This is a genomic window from Siminovitchia fortis (assembly GCF_007681465.1).
In the GTDB taxonomy this organism is placed as follows: domain Bacteria; phylum Bacillota; class Bacilli; order Bacillales; family Bacillaceae_C; genus Siminovitchia; species Siminovitchia fortis.
Map to the genome: position 1 here is coordinate 8,072 of NZ_VEKZ01000015.1, position 22,950 is coordinate 31,021.

Consider the following 22,950-nt stretch of genomic DNA (forward strand, 5'->3'; position numbering starts at 1 on the left):
CGGGCATTGGACTCGCACCCCAGTGACCGGGGAACGCCATTTTTCGCCTGCGCGGGCATTGGACTCGTACCCCAGTGACCGGGGGGCGCCATTTTTCGCCTGCGCGGGCATTGGACTCGCACCCCAGTGACCGGGGAACGCCATTTTTCGCCTGCGCGGGCATTGGACCGAAAACGGGCACTATTCGAGCGGATTCGTGACACCTCTGATGGGCAATGCAGAGGTGTTAGAATCATTTGAAATAATATTGGAAACACCTGTTTAAAATGACGTACATGCTTGAGTTCCTTTGACGAGATAAGGAAACAAGGACAAAATTTTATACAAACGTACGATAAAAAAGAGGCGCAATCACTGCCCCTCTTCAATGACCACCTGCGCGGCGGCATATGCCCTCGTATGTGTGATGGATAAGTGTATTTTTTTCCTTTGGCCCACAGGATGGACAATATGCGGCTTTCCCCTCTCGTCCGCATCAATTTCAATATCCTGAAAGGAAAGCTCCGCCCCGATCCCTGTTCCAAGCGCCTTGGCGAATGCCTCTTTCGCCGCAAATCTTCCTGCCAGGAATTCTGTTTTTCTTTTATCCGGCAAGTTTTCATAATGCTGAAGTTCCGCTGCCGACAAAACCCGTTCGGCAAAGCGTTCTTGGCGCCCTCTCAATTTTTCAATTCTTTCTATTTCAACGAGATCCAGCCCAATTCCCGAAATCATCGCAGCCCATCCCTTCTACTTTTCATCTCCGGCTATAATATAATGATAGGAGTCTCAAACAGAAAGGAGATCATCCCATGTTTGTCCGAACGGAATCCTTCCGGCAATTCATTCGCCTGTACCCTGTGATCACGGCTCTCGTAGTCATCCATATCGTCATTTTCCTTGCTATGCGCCTGCCGATCTTTCCGCAGCAGCTCATTTTTGAAAAACTGGCCGGCGTCAACATATTGGTCCAAATGGGGGAATATTGGCGGTTGGTGACGCCGGTTTTTGTCCATATCGCTTTTTCGCATCTGCTGTTCAATTCATTCTCACTTGTATTATTCGGTCCGGCACTTGAACGTGCACTTGGAAAACTTCAGTTTATTTTTGTTTATCTTGCATGCGGGATTGCTGCCAACATTGCCACACTTATTTTGAAGCCGCCCTATTACACGCATATCGGAGCTAGCGGCGCGATCTTCGGCTTGTTCGGAATCTATTTGGCCATCACTTTTTTAAAAAAAGAAGCGATGCCGCAGCAAGGAAAGCAAGTGATTTTGCCGATAGCGGCGCTGAGTGTGATCATGACGTTTTTCCAGGCAAACGTTAATATCACAGGCCATATTTTCGGCATGATCGCAGGCTTTATAATCGGGGCTATTTTAATAAAAGTGCGGCCTATCCGATTTCTGTAGTCCGCTCCCGATGGCTGTACCAGCCATAAATTTCCAATACATCCCTTTGATCTAAATGGGGGATTTCCGCCTCACGGGATCCTTCGCCCGATTTTACCGATGCACTCACAGCAGCCAGATCAGCACGTTTTTGAAACCAACTGACACTTGCTTGCATAGACTGGATTCGATTTTTCCTCATGATCATTGTATGCTGTTCGATTGTCCTGTACCGCATTGTCAATTGGGAATCGCTAATATTCCAGCCTGCGGATTTATACTGGGCATATCCCCATAAAAAAGCTATTGGAATTAATATCGCTCCGAATAAACCATACGGCCAGAAAAAGCCGGTGAGTATGCCCGTAATTATTAGGGCGATGATGGATTTTACAAACATATAGCGCCGCATCGCACGGCCGGGAGCCGCCTTTAAATCAGCTTCAAACTCATAATCTGTCAAATACTCTCCCAATATACCCGGAATTTCATCCCGCTTCACAACTGGAAGAAGGACCATTGAGGAATTTTCCAAATCCGTGGACGAGCCGCCTGCACTCTCCAGAGATACACTTGCGAATCCAAATGGCTGCCGAATCGGGCTTTCCGTGATCGTCAACGCCTGTATCCTATGCAACGGAACAGTCGTTGTCCTTTTCTCGAGCAATCCTCGCGTAATGATCAATTCATCTTTGACTTTTCTTACTGTAAATTCATTGTATTTTAAAAAGGCGATGGCAACCGACAGCAGCCAGGCGATGAAAAGGGCGAGAAAAACAATTGCGGAAATAAACACAACCCCAAATTTAATCAGCTGCTGCATTTCGCTGAACAATTTTTCATAAGGAATAAAGTCTTCAAATTGAAAAATGAATGCAAGGAATGCCGAAATGACAACGCCTGCCCTTCCCGACGTAGATGCGAGAAATAAAAGCTGCCGCGCAGTAATTTTATAAATAATATCCTCTTGCGGGCGGATTTCCGCTGCCTCCTCAACATCATCCGGGATCTTATTTTTGGCATCGGCAATGATTTTCTGCAGAGCCGTAGCGTCTTCTTTTTTGATGGCGGTCAGCTCCGCCTCCGCCTTGTTTCCGCCCGAACCGGCCGTTTCCACCTTCACTTTTACAAGGCCGAGCGGACGATGGATGATGCTCTCCGACAGATCGAGACTTTGGATCCGGTCAAAAGGAATATATCTTTTTTTCTTCACAAACAGCCCCTGCTCAATCCTGAGTTCATTATCCTCAACCCTGTATGTAAATCGTAACCACTTAACGATCATCGATCCAATCAGGAAAAAGACGAAAAGCAGAAATAGGAGCTGCGGAAGCATGCTTAAGAAAGGCCCGTCCAGTTCAATCTGATTTTTTCCAAAAATAAAGAGAAAAATGAATGGAATAATGAGCTCTTTCAGTGAAAGGACGAAATCATACAGAACAGTAACCGGGTGCAGCCGTTTCGGTTCAAACATCGTCTTCAGCCACCCTTGCCAAAGCGGAAATCGAGCGGCGAAGCTCCTCCGCTTCGTGAATATCGACCGCGGGGATTTCATGAACCGTGGCCGCAGTTGAAATCGAAACCGTGGCCAGATCATATTTTTTCAAAATCGGCCCCTGGGAAGTATCGACATGCTGGACCCTAACCATTGGAACTAATGTCCGGTGGATGAAAAAAACCCCATGCTGAAGCTCGAGTTCATGTTCAGTCACCTCATAGCGCCAGCGTTTCCACCGGATGGAAGGAATGATAAAAATGTTCAAAATCGTAAGGATAAGTACAAGCCCGGCACCAGCGGCGGTGATCCAGAGCGGCCAATCAAAAAAATGCGTCAGCACCCCTAAAATAACAACTACACCCCATAATATCAGGGAGTTAAGTACTCCCATGATGCGCCATACCTTTAAGCCGCGCTGCGAAATCCGCCGTGACGGTGGTCTGATCTCCATTGAATCTCCTCTTTTCTGAATTACAATATCCCTGCTGCCCTTTTGCTTTTGTATCCGGATTTCACCGGTGAATTCCGGAATTTTCCCCTGTTGAGATTTACTCCTTTGGGATTTATTTTCCGGTTTCTGGATTTACTCTCAACTTTCTGGAGTTACTCTTAACTTTACGGATTTACTCTCCACCCCCCATATTCTAACAAAAAAACAACCGGATATCTCCGATTGTTTTTTAAGACGGCAGCTCTTCCCGTTAAGGTCTCCGATTTCCGGAACGGCGCTGGGATTTCCGGTGTCCCTTATAAGAGGACTGGCCGGGCTTGCCCCTTCTTCCCCGTCCGCCGTGGAAGTGATCCCGCTTGGAAGGCAGCGGCTTTTCCTCCGTAATATGGACAGGTGTTTTGTCCGGTTCTTTTGTGATGATTTTTAATGCCGCAGCAATGACTTCGACAGCATCATGTTCGTTCAGCAGGTCAACCGCTGTGGCCCTGTATTCATCCAGGTTGCCCTCTTCGATGGTTTCGTTCAATTTTTCCATTGTCAGGCGCTGCTGGCCTTCGAGCGCTTCATCCCAGGTAGGCGGGCGCATAGGATTCATCCGCTTTTTCGTTGTCTGTTCAACGATTCGGAGATAGCCCATTTCCCTCGGGCTGACAAATGTGACGGCGATTCCTTCTTTTCCTGCACGTCCCGTACGTCCGATGCGGTGTACATAGCTTTCCGGATCCTGGGGGATATCGTAGTTGTACACGTGGGTCACACCAGAGATGTCCAATCCGCGCGCAGCGACGTCAGTTGCGACAAGCACGTCCACTTTCCCTTCTTTGAACTTCCGTAAAACGGACAGGCGCTTCGCCTGGCTCAAATCTCCATGGATGCCTTCAGCTGTATATCCACGGACGGTCAAAGCGTTGGACAGCTCGTCTACACGGCGCTTGGTCCGGCCAAACACGATGGCGAGCTCCGGCGACTGCACATCGATCAGCCTTGAGAGGACATCGAATTTTTCCCTTTCAGGGACTTTAATAAAATATTGCTCGATTAACGGAACCGTCATTTCCCTTGCCTGTACTTTTACAAGTTCAGGTGACTTCATGAAACGCTCGCCAATCCGGCGGATCGGTTCCGGCATTGTTGCTGAGAAAAGCAATGTCTGCCTTTCCTCAGGAACAGTTTCTAAAATCGCCTCGATATCCTCGATAAAACCCATGTTCAGCATCTCATCCGCTTCATCTAGGATGACCGTATGAACATTGCCCAGCTTCAAAGTCCGGCGCTGGATGTGATCAAGGACACGTCCCGGAGTTCCGACAACAATTTGCGGACCTTTTTTCAATGCCCTGATCTGACGCTGGATATCGGAACCTCCATAGACCGCAAGCACGCGGACCCGGCTGTCGATCGCAATTTTGTACAGTTCCTCTGAAACCTGGATAGCCAGTTCACGCGTAGGCGCAATGATGATTCCTTGTACGCTGTGATCCCTTGGATCAATTTTTTCAATCAAAGGAATACCGAAAGCCGCTGTCTTTCCGGTACCGGTCTGGGCCTGGCCGATCAAATCCTTCCCTTCCATGCTGAGCGGAATCGTTTTTGCCTGTATCGGTGTAGCTTCTTCAAAGCCCATTCTATTCACAGCTTTTAAAATAGACTGACTCAAATTTAAATCTGAAAACTTCGTCAATGCTTCTCAATCTCCTTTAAAACTTCAAGTTGAGGCAAATGCCCCACTTCTCGCAAAACTATAAACGATGTTGATAATTCTATCATTAAAATTTGGTGGTGACAAACAGGAAAAGCGTAAGCGCCTGTTCATCGACGTACAGACTGGAGTGGCTCCGACGAGATAAAGGAAACACGGCGACGGAGGAGCCGATGTTGACTTATCGTAGGAGGAGACGCGAAGTCTGCTAGTCGATAGGCGCTGGAGCTAGACATGTTTCATTTCCATTCCAAAAAGGTGCCGCTATCTCCCATCTCAACCATATTAAAAAGTTCAGGCGGGAGGTAACGGCACCTGAATGCCGGGGCGGTGTTTCCCGCCCCGCAAAAATTGATGCTATTCCGCTGCGGATAGCGCTTCAACCACTTTTTCCATCTTCATGCCGCGCGATGCCTTGACAACAATCAGTTCGCCGCCGGAAAGTTTTTCTTTTAAAGAATGGACCAATTCATCCTGATCCCGGAATGAAAGTACATACCCGGCCGGGAAATTTTTTTCAGCACCCCTTGCTATCCATTTCCCAAGATCGCCATATGTATAAACATACTTTATTTTGGCCGGATCGATCTCCTCCCCGATTTGTTCGTGGTATTCTTTTTCCTTGTCGCCAAGCTCAAGCATGTCCCCGAGCACTGCAATCTTTTCCTTGCTGCCGTCCATGCTTTCAAGCATTTCAATCACGGCGCGAAGTGCCGTCGGGCTTGAATTGTACGAATCGTTGAGAATGGTTGTCCCCTTGATTCCTTTGCGCCATTCCATTCTCATCGTAGACAGTTTTACGGAATTTAATCCACTTTCCACATCACTCACCGGCACAGAAAATTCCTTTGCAACAAGCAATGCTGCCAGTGTATTCATGACATTATGCTTCCCTGCAATCGGCAAAAATAACGGCTTTTTTGGAAAAATGGATGCTGTAAAAGTGCTGCCTCTTTCTTCCAATGTCAATTCGTGCGGATAGGCGTCATTACCCGGGGAATCTCCAAATGTCGCCAGACGGACATTTTTAAGCGAAGCAACTTTTTCCTGTAAAAGCGGTTCGTTCCCCGGAAAAACGAAAAGGCCGTCCGGTGCCAGCCCTTCGGTGATTTCAAACTTGGCAGCGGCGATTTCTTTACGGGAACCAAGGTCAAGCAAATGGGCTTCCCCGATATTTGTAATGATCGCCGCATCAGGCCGGGCCATTTTGGTGAGAAGGGAAATTTCTCCCTTGCTGCTCATCCCCATTTCCAGGATGGCAATCTCAGTTGTTTCTTCCAGTGCCAAAAGCGTCAGCGGAAGCCCGATATGGTTATTGAAATTTCCTTCCGTCTTTTGGACGCGGTACGTTTCGCCCAGTACAGCCGCTGTTATGTCTTTCGTCGTCGTTTTTCCATTGCTGCCGGTAATTCCAACCACTTTGACCGATAATTCATCGCGGTATGCTTTCGCCAGCTCCTGCAAGGCAAGCAGCGTATCCTTGACGATGAGAACCGGGCCGTTTGTTGGCGGGTTCGGAACATCCTCCTGCCAGAAAACAGCCGCAGCCCCTTGATCGAGCGCTTTTTCCGCGTACTTGTGGCCGTCAGTCTGCTCCCCTTTAAAAGGAATGAACAAATTTCCCGGCGAAATTTTTCGCGAATCAATCGATACGCCTTTTACAAGCACATCAAAATATTTTTTTACATCATTCTCTATTTTAATCATATTGGCTATTTGGCCAATTGTCCTTTGAATCATCGTGATCCCTTCTTTTTAAAAACTGTGGATGATTTTTTGTTTTTCTTCGTAGCGCTGCCTTCCAAGCTCGACAAGACGTTCAATCAGCTGAGGATATGGAACGCCCGTATTTTTCCAAAGGAGCGGGAACATGCTGAATGGAGTAAATCCCGGCATCGTATTTACCTCGTTGATCAGCACCCTGCCGTCTGGACTAACGAAAAAGTCCATCCGGGCCAAACCTGAGCAATCCAGTGATTTATATGCCGTAAAAGCCATTTCGCGAATTTGATTGTATACTGCTTCCGAAATATCGGCGGGAATAACAAGCTCTGTAGAGCCGTCTTCGTATTTCGCCTCATAATCGTAAAATTCCTTCTTCGGGACGATTTCCCCGGGTACAGAGCAAGCCAGTTCATCATTTCCCAAAATGCCGACTTCAATTTCCCTTGCAATGACGCCTTCTTCGATGATGATTTTCCTGTCGTATCGGAAAGCATCTTCAAAGGCCGCTTTAAGTTCCTCGCGGTTGTCGCATTTGCTGATTCCGACACTGGAACCGAGATTGGCAGGCTTCACAAAGCTCGGATAGCCGATTTTTTCCTCCACTTGCTTATAAGCCGCTTCATGGTCAGCTTCCCACGCGCTTCGGATAAAAGAAACATACTTTACCTGATCCAAGCCAGCCTGTGCAAAAATATTTTTCATGACCACTTTATCCATGCCGGCTGAAGAAGCCAGTACCCCGTTTCCTACATAGGGAATGTTTAAAAGCTCAAGCATTCCCTGCACCGTCCCGTCTTCCCCATTGGGGCCGTGGAGAAGCGGAAATACCATATCAAAGCCCGAATCCAGAGAAGAGGGCATGATCTCGTTTGCGGCTGATTCCCGATCGCTTGGAAACTGCAAATATTTTACATCTTCAACAGGGCCTGTGATTTGCGGTCCCTGGACCCACTTGCCCTCTTTTGTAATGAAAATCGGAAAAATGTCAAATTTATTTTTATCAAGTGCATGTATGACCGCTTTAGCAGTTTGCAAAGAAACCTCATGTTCAGCAGATTTGCCTCCGTATAACAAACACAATTTCATTTTATTATCCTCCATCCCCATGACATCTTTCTAATTTTAACATGATTTTCAATAAAACAAAGAAGAAAAGTGAAATCAGCTTGGCAGGTTGGGACCGCTTCTCCGAAGGCCGGGATTAAATAGGTTTTGCCCAGGAAAAACCAGCACCCGCCCAGTCTTATCGTATGCACCTTGGACACTGCGGGTGAACTGTTGAATGGGTGGGCGGAATGCCGGGAAAAACTGTATCCGCTGGTATTTTCGGTTATCCGCGGGTGTTTCCAGTTATCCGTGGTTTTTTTCACCTACTGAAGATATCTACCTTTATGTACGCGTTTCAACCCGCAAGATTTATTTACTCCAAGATTATAAAGAACCCGCTCTTTTGTTATGCTAGAATAAAGCAGGCGGCTCTTTTCTATGTAAGATGCCGATCACAATTTTATGGAGGTCCATATGTCATGAAATTCGGTTTATTGCCGCGCATTATTCTTGCGATTGTGCTCGGTATTTTAATTGGCCTGGTTTCGCCAAGTCCTTTGATCCGGGTCTTTGCCACTTTCAGCGGACTATTCGGGAACTTTCTCGGCTTCATCATCCCATTGCTGATTATCGGCTTTATCGTTCCTGGAATCGGCGCCATTGGCAAAGGTGCCGGAAAGCTGCTCGGCTGGACTGCTGCCATCGCGTACATTTCTACAATTGGAGCAGGCTTGCTTGCGTATATCACCGCAAAAGCACTTTATCCTTCCATTTTGGCCAACCAATCACTAAAAGAATTTGCCAATCCGGAAGAAGCACTTTTAAAACCATATTTTGATATTGAAATGGAACCGCTGATGGGCATCATGTCTGCCCTGCTTTTATCCTTTGTCATCGGGATAGGCATTGCAGCGGTCAAAAGCGATCTGCTTTTGAATTTGTCCAACGACTTCAGGGACATCATTCATCTTGTTATTGAAAAAGTGATCATTCCTTTATTGCCCGTCCACATTTTCGGCATTTTTGCAAACATGACGAATGCCGGCCAAGTGGGTTCCATATTGAGCATATTCATTAAGGTTTTTGCCATGATCATTATTCTTCATATCGCGTATTTGGTCATTCAATATACAATTGCGGGTTCCGTACAGAAAAAGAATCCTTTTTCGATGTTGAAAACAATGAGCCCGGCATACTTTACAGCGCTCGGAACCCAGTCGTCCGCTGCAACGATCCCTGTCACTCTAAGACAGGCCAAGCATATTGTGAAAAAGGAAAAGGTTGCAGATTTTACGATTCCATTGCTTGCAACCATCCATTTGTCCGGAAGCACGATTACACTGGTGAGCTGTTCCATGGCCGTCATGTTTATGCAGGGGCACAGTTATGCATTTACGATCATGTTCCCTTTCATTTTGATGCTCGGCATTACAATGGTGGCTGCACCAGGCGTTCCGGGGGGAGCCGTCATGGCAGCAATCGGATTATTGGAGTCCATGCTTGGCTTTGGCCCTGCGATGACCGCTTTAATGATCGCCCTTTACATCACCCAGGACAGCTTCGGTACAGCCTGTAACGTTACAGGTGACGGCGCGATTACGGCCATCATGGATAAAATCAGCCGCGAAGATTCAGTGGAAGATGAAAAAGTGGCAGTTTAAACATCAGGCCCCCTCTCAGGGGGCTTACTATTTGGAGGGCCCTTGATTCCGGATTATTAACCCGCGGAATCGGATCATTCCCCTAATTCTCGATCATACCCCGCGGAGTTGGATCATTCACGCCTGATCCCGGACCATATCCCGCGCAATCGGATCATATTCTTCCCATTCCGGATCATATCCCGGCAATCCAGACCATACCGTACGAAACCAGGATTATTTCCCCTTGCAACTTTAAACACCTTTTCCAGAACAAAGGCGCAAGCGCCTGTTTATCGACGTACAGACTGGAGCGCTTCTGACGAGATAAAGGAAACACGCGCAGCGCAGCGGAGCGATGTTGACTTATCGTAGGAAGAAGCGTGAAGTCTGCTAGTCGATAGGCGCTGGAGCCGGACGCAGCACTAAGTGACAAATAAGTTACTAACAACCTGAGCATTTTATAATTTCCTAACAACAAAAAAATACAGCCCCCCTAAAAAGGAAGCTGCATTTACTCCAACAAAACCTTCCATTCTCCGGCCTTCCGGTCCAGAACCAGTCTGCCATCGGGTACAAGCCTGCTTAACTGCATATACTCCTCATACATTTCATCCATATCCATAAAATCGCCGACAATCCAAATGGGCACTTCGATTTTCAAACGATCGCCCGCCGTTTTATCAAAGGAAAACACGACCCCTTCCCTCATTTGTCCGCCCAGAAGCTGCATGATTTCTGCCGGAACGAAAGGGGCTGGACGGTATTTTCGGCGTCCGAACAGTGTTCTTTCCCTTCCCGGGCTCACCCTGTGTGAAATGACCACTCCGATCATGGAAAAGAAGTGTTCCCATTTTTTATAATAGATTTTATTGAATAGGCCGTCTTCTTCCGTCAAGTAAACAAATTGATTCCCAAGTATTCTGTAAAATGGAGGTCTTAAAGGTGATTTGATGTGGCCCAAATAGAGCAGTTCAGCCAGTTCCTGGCCAGTCAGTTCGTTCAAGTCTTCCTCATCTGAAAAATCAACCCAGCAAAACTCTTCGTAGCGGAAAACCTCATCTTCAAGCAATTGTTCAACGTTTTCGCTTGTGGCGAAACTCAGCCGGGTATGCATATTGTAATAGCCATCTTCGAATTTATGTTTGAGTAATAGAAGATTGGACGGCTTATCAGGAATACCTTTTATAAAATCGGGAAATTGAATACCAGATGACAAGATATACCGGGCGGTATGATTCATGTGTATGTATATGATATTTCTCCCCGCTGCTTGATTCTTCAATGAGATGGCCTCCACAAATATAGTCATACGATATACCTATAGCATATTACTATAATAACAAATAATTGTTGTGAATTAAATTACATATTCACTACAAATCGATCGAATCGGCCGTTACTACTTGCAGAGAGGTGATAGGTGTGCTGGCAAAAGAGAAAGAAAAGGAACTGACACTGCAAATCATTGACAATATTAAAAAAGAAGACTTTGATCAAGTAAATGAGACTTTTGAAGACTGCGGGCCGGAAAAGATGGCCTCCATCATCCAGAACCTGCCTGAACGCTATAGGGGTGCCATGCTTGAACATTTAAACATCTCAACCCTGGCAAGTCTGATTCAGCGGGTGAATATAAAACTTCAACTGGAAATTTTAAGTAAAATTGGCCCAGAAAAAGCAAACCGTGTCCTGGCGTTATTGAATGTTAACTTCCTGACACGGCTGCTCCGCCATTATCCGAAAGCGGATGTGGAATCTTTTTTGGAAGAGATGGAGGAAGCCGAGGCGACATATGTCCGGCAAATCCTCGAATACCCGGAAAATACAGCCGGAAGTCTAATGACCAACCGCTACGTCTCAGTCAATACTCATTTTACAGTGGGACAGGCTGTTGAAAAACTGAAAACCCTTGCCCTATACTCTGAAAGCCTCAATCATATCTACGTTGTGAATGATGAGGGCCAGCTAGAGGGAACAGTCCCGTACAGGGAGTTGATCATCACTGAACCCGAAGAAAAAGTGATAAATGTCATGGTCGAAAAAATCATTTCTGTCGATGTCATGTCGAAAAGAAGTGAGATTGTGCGCTTGCTTCAGAAATACGATTTTACAGCGCTCCCTGTTGTGAACGAGGATGAAGTCCTTGTAGGAGTCATCACCTTTGATGACATGTTAACGACGATTATCCACGAGGCTGGCGAAGATATCAGTAAAATTTCCGCTATGAACGAAGAAATCGACTTTGATACAAAGCCGGCCCCCGCAGCTATCCGAAGGCTGCCATGGCTTATTGCCCTCCTGTTTATCGGCCTTGTATCAGGAAGTATCATCTCAAGGTTCGAAGAGACGCTGGAGCAGGTGGTGGCTCTTGCCTTTTTCATGCCGCTGATAGCCGGAATGACCGGGAACACCGGCACACAATCGCTGGCAGTTGTTGTACGCGGATTGGCAGAAAGGGAAGTAGATATAAAAACAGCGCTTAAACTTCTTTGGCGGGAGTTCCGTGTCAGCCTATTAATAGGCGTTACATGCGGTCTGCTTATTGCCGTCATCGCATTTGTCTGGCAGCACAATTTATACCTCGGAATTGTTGTCGGGGGCTCATTACTGCTCACTTTGATCATTGGAACATTCGCAGGAACAATCATTCCGCTTATTTTATATAAATTGAAAATGGACCCGGCGGTTGCGTCAGGTCCGCTGATTACAACAGTCAATGATATATTTTCCCTGGTGACTTACTTTTCCATCGCTACCCATTTTCTCGGAAAGCTCACTTAAATAATGATAAAAGCAGCCTGATAATGGGTAAAGTATGAAATAAGAAAAGCGCAAGCGCCTTGCCCATCGACGTACAGACTGGAGTGCCTCCGACGAGATAAAGGATAAGGATAAGGAAAGGCGGAGAGTGCCAGCTTATCGGCGCAAAGCTAGACGAGCACTGAAGAAGGCGTAGTTTGCCTTCAGCAGCGATTGGCTTTATCCTTGCGCCGATGGCGCCTGAAGCTGGACAAAGAAAGACACATAGTAAATTGGAGAAATACTCCAAAAGGAGTCCGTACAATTAAAAGCCGGTTTCGCACGATGACCCTGAAGATCACACAATGGGGCAAAGCCCCACAATAATCGAAACAATTTTATCAAACAGAGGGAGGTGAAGCCTTGCTGCGGAGATACCGGAGCGAGGCGCTCCATTGTTCGGCCTGAAACTATTTCTCGTATTTTTCCTTATAGGAATCACAGCGTTTTTTGTTGCATCCGAATTCGCGATTGTAAAAATACGTAGTTCCCGCCTGGACCAGCTGATTGCGGAAGGCAACAAAAAGGCCCCTGTTGCCAAACGTATCATTTCAAATTTAGATGGTTACCTGTCTGCCACCCAGCTGGGAATTACTGTTGCATCGCTTGGACTCGGGTGGCTCGGTGAACCGACGGTCCAGGTAATTTTGACGCCTTTGTTTGAAAGGTTTGATGTTCCCGGATCAGTTGCAGGGATCCTATCGTTTTTAATAGCGTTTATTACGATTACATTCGTCAGTGTGATCCTCGGTGAACTCGTGCCTAAAAACCTGGCAATATTCAAACCGGAAGCGATCGCTCTCGCTGTTTCGACACCGCTTGTCTGGTTTTATAAAATTCTTTTTCCTTTCGTATGGCTGCTGAACAGGACCGCCCGTATGGTTACAAAGATATTTGGAGTCCAGCCTACATCAGAGAGCGAAGTTGCCCATTCCGAGGAGGAACTTCGCATTATTTTATCGGACAGTTTAAAAAGCGGTGAGATCAACCAATCGGAATACCGGTATGTCAATAAAATCTTTGAATTCGACAATCGGATTGCAAAGGAAATCATGGTGCCAAGAACGGAAGTCGTGACAATTGACAAGTCGGCTTCCATCGACGAAATCATGACCACGGTGAAAGAAACACGCCTGACCCGCTATCCGGTAACAGAAGAGGGGGACAAGGATAAAATACTGGGCGTAGTCAATATAAAGGAATTTTTAACGGATTGCATCGAGGGAAATTGCAAAGGATCCCAGCCGATCGCAGATTACGTCATGCCCGTCATCAGTGTGATTGAGACAATGCCCATTCAGCGGCTTCTGGTAAAAATGCAAAAGGAAAGAAATCATATGGCTGTGCTTTTCGATGAATACGGAGGTACAGCAGGAATCGTGACAGCCGAGGACATATTGGAAGAAATTGTCGGCGAGATACGGGATGAATTTGATGACGACGAAATACCGCTTGTTCGGAAATTGGGTGATGAACATTACTTGCTGGATGCAAAAGTGTTGATTGAGGAAGTAAATGACTTACTTGGCATCCACCTTCGCTGCGAAGACATCGATACGATCGGCGGCTGGCTCCTGACGCAAAAATATGACTTGCAGCAGGGCGACACAATTGAAGATGAAGGGTACAAATTTCATGTAAAAGCAATGGAAGGAAACCACATCAGCGAAATTGAAGTGACTCCGTGAGAAACAGCTTTTTCTTTTATTTCCGAGGAAATGATCTATTTCGACAATCATTTCCCCTTTCGTTTGACTATAAAAAGACATATTTCATTGTTTGTTCTGCCAAATTGTGCTGACGGGCTGATGGAATAATGCTATACTTCTTTTAGCAATTCGTCATCTAAAAGGAGTATATTTGAATGATATCAGAATGGCTTGCAGTTATTGAAAATTGGCTGATGGACTATGGAGTGCTGGGGCTTATCATTGTTTCTTTTACGGATTCCGCTTTTTCGCCGATCATTCCCGAGGTCATGTTGATTCCTATGGGGATCGCCTCACCCGACAAAGTCTGGCTGTATGCTTTTTATACCACTGTGGCTTCCATTTTGGGGGCGCTGCTTGGATGGTACATCGGAAAAAAACTGGGAAGGCCCATTTTGCTCCGTTTTATCAAGGAGGACAAAATTGATAAGGTCGAATATTACTTTGAAAGATACGGCGCCATGGCGATATTAATAGCGGCCTTTACGCCTGTCCCATACAAAGTGTTTACCATTTTTTCGGGAATTTCCAAAGTGAAAATCAGGACTCTCGTTTTTTGGTCCATCTTGGGCAGAGGCGGGCGGTTTTTCCTTGAGGCAGCCATCATTGCGGCCCTCGGTGTCAGAGCCAAGCCGTTCATTGAAGAAAATTTTGCCTATCTGACCCTGGGTATCGGGGGAATTGCGGTCATCGCTTTTATCATTTACCGCCTGATTCTCACCAGAAAGAAAACAGCGGAAAGCAAGTAAAACAACAACGCGGGCCGGTACAATGTACCAGCCCGCTTCGTTTTTATTCTACATGGTATTCGGTATACCCTGGGACAGCCTGTACTTCGTCAAGGATTCTGAAAAGTTCCAGCCGGGATTTCGTGACTGAAATATTCACTCCCATTTCAGCAAGACTATCAATTATTTTTTCAAGTTGTTCATGATCTCTATGCAAAAGACCACCCCATTTAAGATTTGACATCTTATACTTATTTTAACGCACTTTTCAACCGATTTGAATCGCTTTCAGAAAAAAATAAAAAATATGTGTCCAAAATTTAAACTTTCTTGTTCAATATTCCCAGTCTTCCCTACAATAAACTTCTTTTTTGAAAATTTTATGTAAAAAGTGGAAAGCTCGTGTACCCGATGCTTCAGCCCTATGGTTAGGCGCCTGGATCTAGACATAACTTTATCTTTCTGAATAGAAAAATGAGCCTAGATTATATGCTTTACTTTACAAAAAAACAGGCCTTCCCTTGGAAGTGCCTGCCAAGTTGGATTGCCAGTATCAATCCCGATCACTGAAACCTCTCCCCATTGAAATGGGGAGGTTCCCGGACCCTAAAGGGTCACGGTTCCATTGCGATTTGTCGCAATGGCGCGTGTGTACTTTGTGCTTTTCCCTTTCCGGATGAGGTTCTGGCTGCGGACTGGAGCTTTTCCACACGGCGTTCGCGCACAAATCGTTCTGTCGAACGAGAGGACTCACTCGAGGCTCTCTTTGCAGTCGGCTCTCACAACTTAACGTACGCATCCGGTGTTTGACCTATACAACACCAATAGACATTTGCACCCACTGTCTTGCGACAGGAGATATGCCTATCTTTCGTGGGTTTCATCACGACAAAGGTTACATCTTTCGAACTCACGTTCTGTATTAATAATATAATATTTAAAAAATAAATGCAAGGGCCGATTTCTTTTTTAAATCTATGCTACCGGCATTCATCCCAGCATTGAAATACCGAGCCTTCTGCCAGTCGTTCGTAAGTTTTCCTTTGGCTTCGCCATATTTTTTCTTCGCTTCACCTTTTACCTTATCCCATTTGCCCTCTGCCTGCAGTCTTTCATTATCAACAGCATTTCCGAATGCATCTTTGGCCCCGCCTTTAACCTTGTCCCAGGTTCCTTCCAGCTTTTTCTTAGTTCCATCTGAATCTCTCATGAGGAATACCTCCTTAAAGTTATAGTTATACGTACCCCTTCAGATTCATATGAAACTGTACAAATAAAAAAACATGTCAAATTGTTGATTTCTTGTCCGAAAATGTGAAAGGCCTTAAAAAGAACATCCCCTTTCTTTTCTTCCGGTTCCGCGCATTTTCCATCATTTCAAATAGCTGCTGATCCCGTTCCCGTTCTTCAATTTTTTCCGTCAGCCGTTCCACTTGAAGAGCAAGCTGACGGTTGATCTCGGCCAAATTCGTCTGCTGCTCCTCCAACAGGGTGATTTTTTCGCATAGCCTGTCAATATCCAATCTCGTTCTTTCCTTATGTTCAGCCACCGGCACTTCCATTTTTCCCGACTGGCCTGCAGTTAGTTCCGCCGCCTGATCCACCGTCATCCCTTCTTCCGTCATTCTCTCAACCATTTCCCGAATCTGTGAAATATCCTTCTCTCTGAAAATCCGTCCATTATTCGGGCCGCGCTCAAAATAGTATCCTTTGGATTCCAACACAACTGCATAATTCCTGAGGGTACTGACCCCTAATCCCAGCTCCTTGGCTGCTCCAGAAGTATACAACATATTTTCCATCGTCGCCCCTCCCCGGATTTGGTTGTCCTCATAATAATATTCCACAGTCAAGGGGCATCTCCTTTCTCTAATAATGTAGATTGAAAGGGAGACGTGTCTTTCGTTTTACAAATTTTTCACGCGAGGCAGTCACTGTTTGTTCATTTTCACCAGTCCCCAAGGGCACGAAAACAGCTCTTCATCACATCATCGACAAAAACCAGACGGCGTGGTTCTGTTCATCTGCGGCTGCCCGTCGAAACAGATGCCGAATATAATGATGCTGCGCCTTATCGGCAATTTCGTGATAAAAATCGACCGTCTCCTGTTCATCTTCAAATGCGAATTTTAAACCATCCGTAAAATGGTTTGGACACTTTCCAACAATTCTTGGTTCTGGCTGCATGTTCATCACAAGCATATAAATAGCTGAAATATGATGAAAATGGCGGATTTCATCATTCCGGATCTCCCGTATGATCTTTTTTTCCCTCTCTGAAGGTGCCATCTCTATCAACTTTCCATAACAGGCTATAGCGCTGTATTCACCGTTGACCGCTTTGGAGATGTCTTTTTCCAACTTTTGATCAATGGTAAAATCCATAAAAATTCCTCCCTGTTTTTCAGCTATCGTATGCTGGGCATTCGGAAAGGTGATTAGTTTGCTAGATCAGGCAAGGGGGAAATAAGGAAGGCCAAATAATCCTTTTGTATCGATCCTCCGCGGCACGTGATATGGTTTCTCCCATGCACCTCCTTCTGAAATAAGAAGAGACCCATAAAAAGATTCAAAGATCCCGCTCCATGTGGAACGGGATCTTTTCTCACGCCTGCCACGGGCGGTTCGCCACGGCAGACCTGCTTTTAGGAAGTCTTCTTGTGCCCAATTCTTCGCGGGTCATGCGCCGCGGCTCCATCCCCTTTTCAATTCTCGACCTGAGTGCATGCGGCATGGAATACAAATTGGGCGGTAAAAATACCCGCTTTGAATCTGCGCTGCACGTCGGGCATTCGGCACTCCCCAAGTTTTTCTCCATCGACCTGAAAAACAAGGTGAATTCTCCGCAGTCATCACAGCGAAAAGTATAACTTGGCAAGATATCCCCCCTTTTTTATCCGTTTACTTTAATTTCGGTGTAATATCTTTATCAAAAATCTGAGTAGGAATCGCAACTGTACAGCAGGCGTTCGGAATATCTACGATTCCGGCAACCCGTCCCTCAACCGGCGCAGAGCTCAACAGCATGTATGCCTGCTCTCCTGTATACCCTTGTGTTTTTAAATATTCAATCGCATTGAGGCATGCCCTGCGGAAAGCCGTGTTCGCATCTAAGTAATGCTGCTTTCCATCTTTTTCGTCCACAGATACTCCCTCAAATACGAGGAAGTCCGAATACAAAGGATCTACCGGTCCCGGCTTGAACATCGGGTTATCCTTGATCATGTATTTTGCCATTCCGCCTTTGATGACATCGACCTTCAAGTCGATCCATCCGGACATCTCGATACCGCCGCAAAATGTGATTTCTCCATCGCCTTGCGAGAAGTGAAGGTCTCCCACCGATAATTTCGCTCCATCCACAAATACCGGGAAGAAGATTCTTGAGCCTTTTGATAGATTCTTAATGTCACAGTTTCCGCCGTTTTCCCTCGGAGGGACCGTTCTGGCTCCTTCAGCAGCCACCCTGTCAAAATCGGCGCCCTTCAGTGTGCCAAGCACCGCACTTTCAGGCGTCGGCAAATTCGCGAGCGGAGGAGTCCTTTCTGGGTTCGTCGCCCTCAATTCTTCCTCTCTCTTATTCCATTCTTGTAAAAGTTCCATAGACGGGGCCACACCAATCAGGCCCGGGTGGACAATCCCTGCGAATTTCACCCCCGGAACGTGGCGTGATGTCGTGTAGATCCCTTCAAAGTCCCAAATGGACTTCTGCGCTTCGGGATAATGGTCAACAAGGAAGCTTCCGCCATTTTCCTTCGCAAAGATTCCGTTGAATCCCCATTCATAGCCCTGATGGACACCAACATCCAATATATCAACTACCAATAAATCCCCCGGCTCGGCGCCATTGACATAGACCGGTCCGCTCAACACATGGACGCGTTCCAGATTCACTTCCCGGATATCTTCCGGGTCATCGTTGTTTTTAATCTGTCCATCCGTCCACTCCTTGCAGTCCATCCGGAACGCCGTTCCGGGATCCACCGCAAATGCTGCAGGTATATCGGGGTGCCACCTGTTATGCCCCGGATGGGCCTGCTCCTCCATCGTTTTGCTCAAATCCAGCTTAAACAATGTTTTTGGCATCTTACTACTTCCTCCCTCATCGATTTATGTAAAACTCTTCGGGTGAAAATAATGTATGCCCATCCAGTATAAGACGATAATCACCATTAGTCAAATTATTTTGATAATTACTTCTATTTCAAACAAAAAAAGAAGAAATTGCGATTAAGCTAAGTTTCTTCTCTTACAGAACTCGGATATATAGCATCCTCTCTCTCAAATCTGTTCCCATAATGAGACTCCCAGTTTTCAGACAGCCATTTCAGATTGACGAACAAACAGTTCCAATTTTTGTACAAGCCCTCCCAATCGTATGTATAATTTTCTTCAGCAGAAACTTGGTGCAAGGCGGGCATGCCGCCTTTGTCAGCGGATAAGTAAACCTCATTCACATAAATGCACTCCTAATTTCAAAGATGTAATCGATACTTGCGAATCAGATTTGAAGAAGCTGATGAAAGCCTGTCAGCTTCTTCGCATCCCTTTAAAATTCTCCCACAAGCGACTGGCATTGATCGGCAATAGCCTGCAAAAATTTAGCTGCGGGCGCTCCGTCAACCGCCCGGTGATCGAACGTCAGGCTGAGCGGAATCCGCTCTTTTTGTACAACTTCTCCTTGTTCCAAAACCAGATAGGGCTCAATTTTACCGACACCAAGTATACCGGCCTCCGGTGGATTGATGATCGGCGTGAAAAACTCTATCCCGAAATTCCCTAGATTAGTCACTGTGAAAGTACTCCCTTTCAAGGCTACATCCGACAAATTTTTGGAAATTACTTTTTTCACAAGTTCTTTCAATTCTTTATCCAGTTGTGTGAGTGACAAATGGCCGGCATCTTCAAGAACCGGTACATATAACCCTTCCTCTGTATCCACCGCCATGCCCAAATGAACTTTTTTATGCCGGATGACCTTCTCTCCCTGGACATGGGCATTGATGGCAGGATGCTGCTCAAGCGCTTTGACGGCCGCATAGGAAATAAGACTGTTCCAACTCACGTTTGACCCGGTTTCCTTCCGCCTTTTTCCCAGCTCCGTCACATCCACCCACGAGGTCAGGGTCAGCTGTGCAGATTCATGCAGGCTTGTCATCATTCTGGATGCGATCGTTTTGCGAATGCCGGACATCTCTTTTGCTGCCTGTTCTTCCACTCCTACAGCTGCATTTTTGATGTCTTCTTCAATGATGGCTCCGTCTTTCCCTGTACCTTTCACATCAGCCAGATTCACATTTAGATCCTTTGCGAGCTTTCTCAGTCTTGGAGAAATTCTGACAAATGAAGTTTCAGAAATCTTTTCCTCGTCAATTTTATTATCGGCCTTGTGGTCTATTTCTTTAGAACTGTTCAGGGTTTCCGTTTCAATTTTCGCAAGAACTTCTCCCACTTTGGCGGATTCCCTCTTTTGACTAAAATTTCACGGACCGTCCCTTCCGCCTCCGCTTCTATTTCAAAGACGGCTTTTTCTGTTTGCACCTCGACGAGCACGTCCCCTTCTTCCACGGAATCTCCTTCTTCAACATGCCAAAAGACGATGAGGCTTTCCTCTATTTCATCAGATGTTCTTGGCATTTTCACTTCAAACATGCATTTCACTCCCTCAGATGCAATCAATAGGTTTCCATTAATTCTTTTACCTTTTTAAAAATAGAGTCCGGACCGGGAATGACAAAATCCTCCAGCGGGTCGCTGTATGGAATCGGCACATCCGGAATGGCAAGTCTTCGGACCGGCTCCTCCAGTTCATACAGGGCTTCTTCTGCGATGATCGCTGAAATTTCAGCCGTCATGCCGTAAGAGAGATAGTCTTCATCAACGACAATGAGGCGATGAGTCTTTTTAACAGATTCGATGATTGTATCTTTGTCAATTGGTTTCAAAGACCGCATGTCAATAACTTCCGCTTCAATGCCTTCCTTGGCCAATTTTTCAGCCGCCTGAACAGCATAATGCGTCATCATTTGGACGCCGACGATCGTTACGTCCCTGCCTTCGCGAACGACCTTCGCTTTGTTAAGCGGTACAGTATAGGCATCCTGTGGCACATGACCGACGGACTCATCCAGTTGATCCATCCAGCCCAGTCCCTGGAGTGATTTGTGGAACATGAAAAATACGGGATTGTCATCGCGGATGGCCGAAGTCATCATGCCTTTTAAGTCATATGGGGTTGATGGAGCCACCACCTTCAATCCGGGCATATGCGCGAAAGTGGCATATAATGTCTGCGAGTGCTGCGCCGCATCATTATACCCGCCACCAACCGCGGTCATCAGCACCATCGGCAGTTTGACGCTGCCTCCGGACATATACTGGATTTTCGCCATATGGTTGTAAATCTGGTCCATGCACACGCCGAAAAAATCGACAAACATCAGTTCCGCAATGGGGCGCATGCCTTCTGCCGCCGCACCGATGGCCGCTCCAATGATGGCCGTTTCCGAAATCGGCGTATCCATAACGCGCCCGGCTCCGAATCTGTCGATAAGACCCTCGGTCGATCCAAAAATTCCTCCGTATTTACCGACGTCCTCCCCAAGAACAAAAACATCCTTATTGTTTTCCATTTCCAAAGCGATTGCTTCAGCCATAGCTTTATTTCCGGTCAACAATCTTTTCTTCGTCGTTTCCATCGATTTTTCTCCTTTCTGCGGGCGCCTGCGGCACTCCCTGATTTTTGTAGAATTGGGTTTAATTAAACATATCCGCAAGCGCAGCTTCCGGTTTCGGAAATTCGCTTTCTCTTGCAAAGTTGTACGCCTCATCGACTTCCGCCTTCACTTTGGACTCCATTTCCTCCATCTCGGCTTCATCCAACCCATATTCATCGATCAGAAGCTTTCTTATTCTTAAAATCGGGTCTCTTTCCCTCAGTGCAGGCACTTCCTCTTTTTCACGGTATAATTCCGGATCTCCCTGGAAGTGGCCCAGATAGCGGAACGTCTCAATTTCAATGATGGTCGGCCCCTCGCCATTGCGGGCTCTTTTTACCGCTTCTTCCGACACCTTATACATCTCAACCGGGTCATTATCTTTTACGTAGGCGCCTTCAATTCCGTAGGCAGGCGCCCTAAGATCGTTAGACTCGATGGCCGTTGAAGCTTTTTTCGGAACGGAAATTCCATAGGCATTATCTTCAACAACCAAAATCAACGGCAATTTCCAAAGCGCCGCCATGTTAAGCGTTTCGTGAAAAGCCCCCGAATTCGCCGCGCCTTCACCAAGAAAAGCGACTGCTACCCAGTCTTGCCCTTTCATCTTTGCAGCAAGCGCAGCCCCTGCAGCCTGCGGAATCCCCGCACCGACAATCCCGCTGCATGAAAACTTTACGTTCGGATCAAACAAATGCATGTGCCCGCCTTTGCCTTTCGAAAGGCCCGTTTCCTTTCCGAAGATTTCAGCCGTCATCCGGTTCAAATCGACGCCTTTTGCAATTGCATGATGATGCGGCCGGTGCGGAGAGGTCACCGTGTCATCCTTTGTCAGATGAGCACAAATCACCGCGGCAGGCTCCTGTCCCGTCGACAAATGCATCTCGCCCGGAACCGTCCCCGCCCCTATATTGAAAACAGGAGCCTTCCCTTCCATATACACTTCAGCCATTTGATCCTCGTAGTAGCGGCTCTTCGCCATCATTTCATACATCCACTTCAACTTGTCCAAAGGTATTGTCATGTTTGCTCCTCCCTTTTTTAAAAAAGTCTATAATTGTAGAAGCAAGTTTTATTCCAAGTTTTAAGCCGCTGATTTCAACATTCGATAAAAAATATGTCCCATTTCGGGACAGGGTGTCGAGCAGATAGCGGGACACCTGTGCCAAAATGGGACAGTCATGCAACAGCAGAAGCTTCGCATAAACGCGAAGCTTCGAAAATTATTGATCGTGAATTTCCAATTGAACATGCGAAATTTTCATTTCATTTTGCAGTTTTGATTATCAGGGCGATATCCCGTTATACCGACCGACTGCCAACGCCGATGTTCCCTGTCATAAGAGCCCTTCCTATCTATCTTATTCCATATTTTTCTATTTGCCGGTACAGCGTACTGCGTGATATACCCAGATGCCGTGCTGCCCGACTGTAGTTTCCATCACATAGATCTATCGATCGGACCAATGCCTGCTTTTTGATTTCATCTTTCATTGGAAGATCTTCCTTGACGACTGCACAAAAATTGCCGAACAATTCCGCCGGCAATTCTTCCGGCCCTA

General features: G+C 46.4%; 23 protein-coding genes and 1 pseudogene. 5 read left to right on the plus strand and 19 right to left on the minus strand.

Annotation, left to right across the window (positions count from 1 at the left end):
* Positions 1-351: 351 nt before the first annotated feature.
* Positions 352-714 (minus strand): holo-ACP synthase, encoded by a 363-nt coding sequence (gene acpS / locus FS666_RS07210; RefSeq protein WP_144461186.1) that lies wholly within the window; start codon positions 712-714, stop codon positions 352-354.
* Between the two features lie 77 nt (positions 715-791).
* Between acpS and FS666_RS07215 the strand changes: the two genes are divergently transcribed.
* Positions 792-1,394, plus strand: coding sequence for a rhomboid family intramembrane serine protease (locus FS666_RS07215; RefSeq protein ID WP_144461187.1), 603 nt, complete (start codon positions 792-794; stop codon positions 1,392-1,394).
* On the opposite strand, the gene FS666_RS07220 is transcribed toward FS666_RS07215, so the two are convergent.
* The 5 genes from FS666_RS07220 to FS666_RS07240 form a co-directional block, all read right to left on the minus strand.
* On the minus strand, positions 1,378-2,847 hold the full coding sequence (locus FS666_RS07220) for a PH domain-containing protein (RefSeq protein WP_144461188.1): 1,470 nt from the start codon (positions 2,845-2,847) through the stop codon (positions 1,378-1,380). The two genes, FS666_RS07215 and FS666_RS07220, sit on opposite strands and share 17 nt — an antisense overlap.
* Positions 2,840-3,322 (minus strand): PH domain-containing protein, encoded by a 483-nt coding sequence (locus FS666_RS07225; RefSeq protein WP_120072052.1) that lies wholly within the window; start codon positions 3,320-3,322, stop codon positions 2,840-2,842. Before FS666_RS07225 ends, FS666_RS07220 begins: the two co-directional genes overlap by 8 nt.
* 250 nt (positions 3,323-3,572) lie before the next feature.
* Complete coding sequence (gene cshA, locus FS666_RS07230) at positions 3,573-5,003, minus strand: degradosome RNA helicase CshA (protein WP_144461189.1); 1,431 nt, start codon at positions 5,001-5,003, stop codon at positions 3,573-3,575.
* Between the two features lie 375 nt (positions 5,004-5,378).
* Positions 5,379-6,761, minus strand: coding sequence for a UDP-N-acetylmuramoyl-tripeptide--D-alanyl-D-alanine ligase (locus tag FS666_RS07235; protein ID WP_144461190.1), 1,383 nt, complete (start codon positions 6,759-6,761; stop codon positions 5,379-5,381).
* Positions 6,762-6,776: 15 nt separating this feature from the next.
* Positions 6,777-7,832 carry a D-alanine--D-alanine ligase gene (locus tag FS666_RS07240; RefSeq protein ID WP_186306491.1) on the minus strand — a complete coding sequence of 352 codons (1,056 nt, stop codon included), beginning with the start codon at positions 7,830-7,832 and terminating at the stop codon, positions 6,777-6,779.
* A 440-nt stretch (positions 7,833-8,272) separates the two neighbouring features.
* Between FS666_RS07240 and FS666_RS07245 the strand changes: the two genes are divergently transcribed.
* Positions 8,273-9,454 carry a dicarboxylate/amino acid:cation symporter gene (locus tag FS666_RS07245; RefSeq protein WP_120072043.1) on the plus strand — a complete coding sequence of 394 codons (1,182 nt, stop codon included), beginning with the start codon at positions 8,273-8,275 and terminating at the stop codon, positions 9,452-9,454.
* Between the two features lie 493 nt (positions 9,455-9,947).
* Here the strand turns inward: FS666_RS07245 and FS666_RS07250 are convergent, their stop codons facing one another.
* Positions 9,948-10,718, minus strand: a complete 771-nt coding sequence (locus FS666_RS07250; RefSeq protein WP_120072041.1) for a hypothetical protein — start codon at positions 10,716-10,718, stop codon at positions 9,948-9,950.
* A 140-nt stretch (positions 10,719-10,858) separates the two neighbouring features.
* Here FS666_RS07250 and mgtE point away from each other — a divergent pair, with 140 nt between their 5' ends.
* The 3 genes from mgtE to FS666_RS07265 all read left to right on the plus strand — a co-directional run bounded on the left by mgtE (position 10,859) and on the right by FS666_RS07265 (position 14,693).
* Positions 10,859-12,217 (plus strand): magnesium transporter, encoded by a 1,359-nt coding sequence (mgtE, locus tag FS666_RS07255; protein ID WP_120072039.1) that lies wholly within the window; start codon positions 10,859-10,861, stop codon positions 12,215-12,217.
* Between the two features lie 413 nt (positions 12,218-12,630).
* Positions 12,631-13,923 (plus strand): hemolysin family protein, encoded by a 1,293-nt coding sequence (locus FS666_RS07260; RefSeq protein ID WP_144461192.1) that lies wholly within the window; start codon positions 12,631-12,633, stop codon positions 13,921-13,923.
* A gap of 179 nt (positions 13,924-14,102) precedes the next feature.
* Positions 14,103-14,693: a YqaA family protein gene (locus FS666_RS07265; RefSeq protein ID WP_144461226.1), complete on the plus strand. Its 591-nt coding sequence runs from the start codon at positions 14,103-14,105 to the stop codon at positions 14,691-14,693.
* A gap of 43 nt (positions 14,694-14,736) precedes the next feature.
* On the opposite strand, the gene FS666_RS19760 is transcribed toward FS666_RS07265, so the two are convergent.
* From FS666_RS19760 to FS666_RS20550, 12 genes and pseudogenes are all read right to left on the minus strand, one after another.
* A complete protein-coding gene (locus tag FS666_RS19760; protein ID WP_164876308.1) occupies positions 14,737-14,889 on the minus strand; it encodes an Lmo0850 family protein in 153 nt (50 codons plus the stop codon).
* Between the two features lie 816 nt (positions 14,890-15,705).
* A pseudogene (locus FS666_RS20635) lies at positions 15,706-15,882 on the minus strand (CsbD family protein); the annotation flags it as partial.
* Positions 15,883-15,958: 76 nt separating this feature from the next.
* The gene (locus tag FS666_RS07275) at positions 15,959-16,474 is read right to left on the minus strand and encodes a MerR family transcriptional regulator (protein WP_144461194.1); all 516 of its coding nucleotides are present in this window, start codon (positions 16,472-16,474) and stop codon (positions 15,959-15,961) included.
* A 181-nt stretch (positions 16,475-16,655) separates the two neighbouring features.
* On the minus strand, positions 16,656-17,057 hold the full coding sequence (locus FS666_RS07280) for a ferritin-like domain-containing protein (RefSeq protein WP_144461195.1): 402 nt from the start codon (positions 17,055-17,057) through the stop codon (positions 16,656-16,658).
* Between the two features lie 220 nt (positions 17,058-17,277).
* A complete protein-coding gene (locus FS666_RS07285) occupies positions 17,278-17,550 on the minus strand; it encodes a zinc ribbon domain-containing protein (RefSeq protein WP_120072033.1) in 273 nt (90 codons plus the stop codon).
* Between the two features lie 23 nt (positions 17,551-17,573).
* Positions 17,574-18,758 carry a formamidase gene (gene fmdA, locus FS666_RS07290; RefSeq protein ID WP_120072031.1) on the minus strand — a complete coding sequence of 395 codons (1,185 nt, stop codon included), beginning with the start codon at positions 18,756-18,758 and terminating at the stop codon, positions 17,574-17,576.
* A 149-nt stretch (positions 18,759-18,907) separates the two neighbouring features.
* Positions 18,908-19,129 (minus strand): hypothetical protein, encoded by a 222-nt coding sequence (locus tag FS666_RS07295; RefSeq protein WP_120072029.1) that lies wholly within the window; start codon positions 19,127-19,129, stop codon positions 18,908-18,910.
* Between the two features lie 92 nt (positions 19,130-19,221).
* Positions 19,222-20,124, minus strand: coding sequence for a dihydrolipoamide acetyltransferase family protein (locus FS666_RS07300; RefSeq protein ID WP_144461196.1), 903 nt, complete (start codon positions 20,122-20,124; stop codon positions 19,222-19,224).
* On the minus strand, positions 20,085-20,324 hold the full coding sequence (locus FS666_RS07305; RefSeq protein ID WP_144461197.1) for a biotin/lipoyl-containing protein: 240 nt from the start codon (positions 20,322-20,324) through the stop codon (positions 20,085-20,087). The genes FS666_RS07300 and FS666_RS07305 overlap by 40 nt, the downstream gene beginning before the upstream one ends.
* 23 nt (positions 20,325-20,347) lie before the next feature.
* A complete protein-coding gene (locus FS666_RS07310) occupies positions 20,348-21,370 on the minus strand; it encodes an alpha-ketoacid dehydrogenase subunit beta (RefSeq protein ID WP_144461198.1) in 1,023 nt (340 codons plus the stop codon).
* Between the two features lie 58 nt (positions 21,371-21,428).
* Positions 21,429-22,412 carry a thiamine pyrophosphate-dependent dehydrogenase E1 component subunit alpha gene (locus FS666_RS07315; RefSeq protein ID WP_144461199.1) on the minus strand — a complete coding sequence of 328 codons (984 nt, stop codon included), beginning with the start codon at positions 22,410-22,412 and terminating at the stop codon, positions 21,429-21,431.
* A gap of 332 nt (positions 22,413-22,744) precedes the next feature.
* Positions 22,745-22,882 (minus strand): helix-turn-helix domain-containing protein, encoded by a 138-nt coding sequence (locus tag FS666_RS20550; RefSeq protein ID WP_306463599.1) that lies wholly within the window; start codon positions 22,880-22,882, stop codon positions 22,745-22,747.
* Positions 22,883-22,950 lie beyond the last annotated feature (68 nt).

Excerpts from the sequence above, each read along its gene's own strand:
- acpS (WP_144461186.1), bottom strand. The coding sequence starts at position 714 with ATGATTTCGGGAATTGGGCTGGATCTCGTTGAAATAGAAAGAATTGAA.
- FS666_RS07215 (WP_144461187.1), top strand. The coding sequence starts at position 792 with ATGTTTGTCCGAACGGAATCCTTCCGGCAATTCATTCGCCTGTACCCT.
- FS666_RS07220 (WP_144461188.1), bottom strand. The coding sequence starts at position 2,847 with ATGTTTGAACCGAAACGGCTGCACCCGGTTACTGTTCTGTATGATTTC.
- FS666_RS07225 (WP_120072052.1), bottom strand. The coding sequence starts at position 3,322 with ATGGAGATCAGACCACCGTCACGGCGGATTTCGCAGCGCGGCTTAAAG.
- FS666_RS07235 (WP_144461190.1), bottom strand. The coding sequence starts at position 6,761 with ATGATTCAAAGGACAATTGGCCAAATAGCCAATATGATTAAAATAGAG.
- FS666_RS07240 (WP_186306491.1), bottom strand. The coding sequence starts at position 7,832 with ATGAAATTGTGTTTGTTATACGGAGGCAAATCTGCTGAACATGAGGTT.
- FS666_RS07245 (WP_120072043.1), top strand. The coding sequence starts at position 8,273 with ATGAAATTCGGTTTATTGCCGCGCATTATTCTTGCGATTGTGCTCGGT.
- FS666_RS07275 (WP_144461194.1), bottom strand. The coding sequence starts at position 16,474 with ATGGAAAATATGTTGTATACTTCTGGAGCAGCCAAGGAGCTGGGATTA.
- FS666_RS07280 (WP_144461195.1), bottom strand. The coding sequence starts at position 17,057 with ATGGATTTTACCATTGATCAAAAGTTGGAAAAAGACATCTCCAAAGCG.
- fmdA (WP_120072031.1), bottom strand. The coding sequence starts at position 18,758 with ATGCCAAAAACATTGTTTAAGCTGGATTTGAGCAAAACGATGGAGGAG.
- FS666_RS07305 (WP_144461197.1), bottom strand. The coding sequence starts at position 20,324 with ATGTTTGAAGTGAAAATGCCAAGAACATCTGATGAAATAGAGGAAAGC.
- FS666_RS07310 (WP_144461198.1), bottom strand. The coding sequence starts at position 21,370 with ATGGAAACGACGAAGAAAAGATTGTTGACCGGAAATAAAGCTATGGCT.
- FS666_RS07315 (WP_144461199.1), bottom strand. The coding sequence starts at position 22,412 with ATGACAATACCTTTGGACAAGTTGAAGTGGATGTATGAAATGATGGCG.
- FS666_RS20550 (WP_306463599.1), bottom strand. The coding sequence starts at position 22,882 with ATGAAAGATGAAATCAAAAAGCAGGCATTGGTCCGATCGATAGATCTA.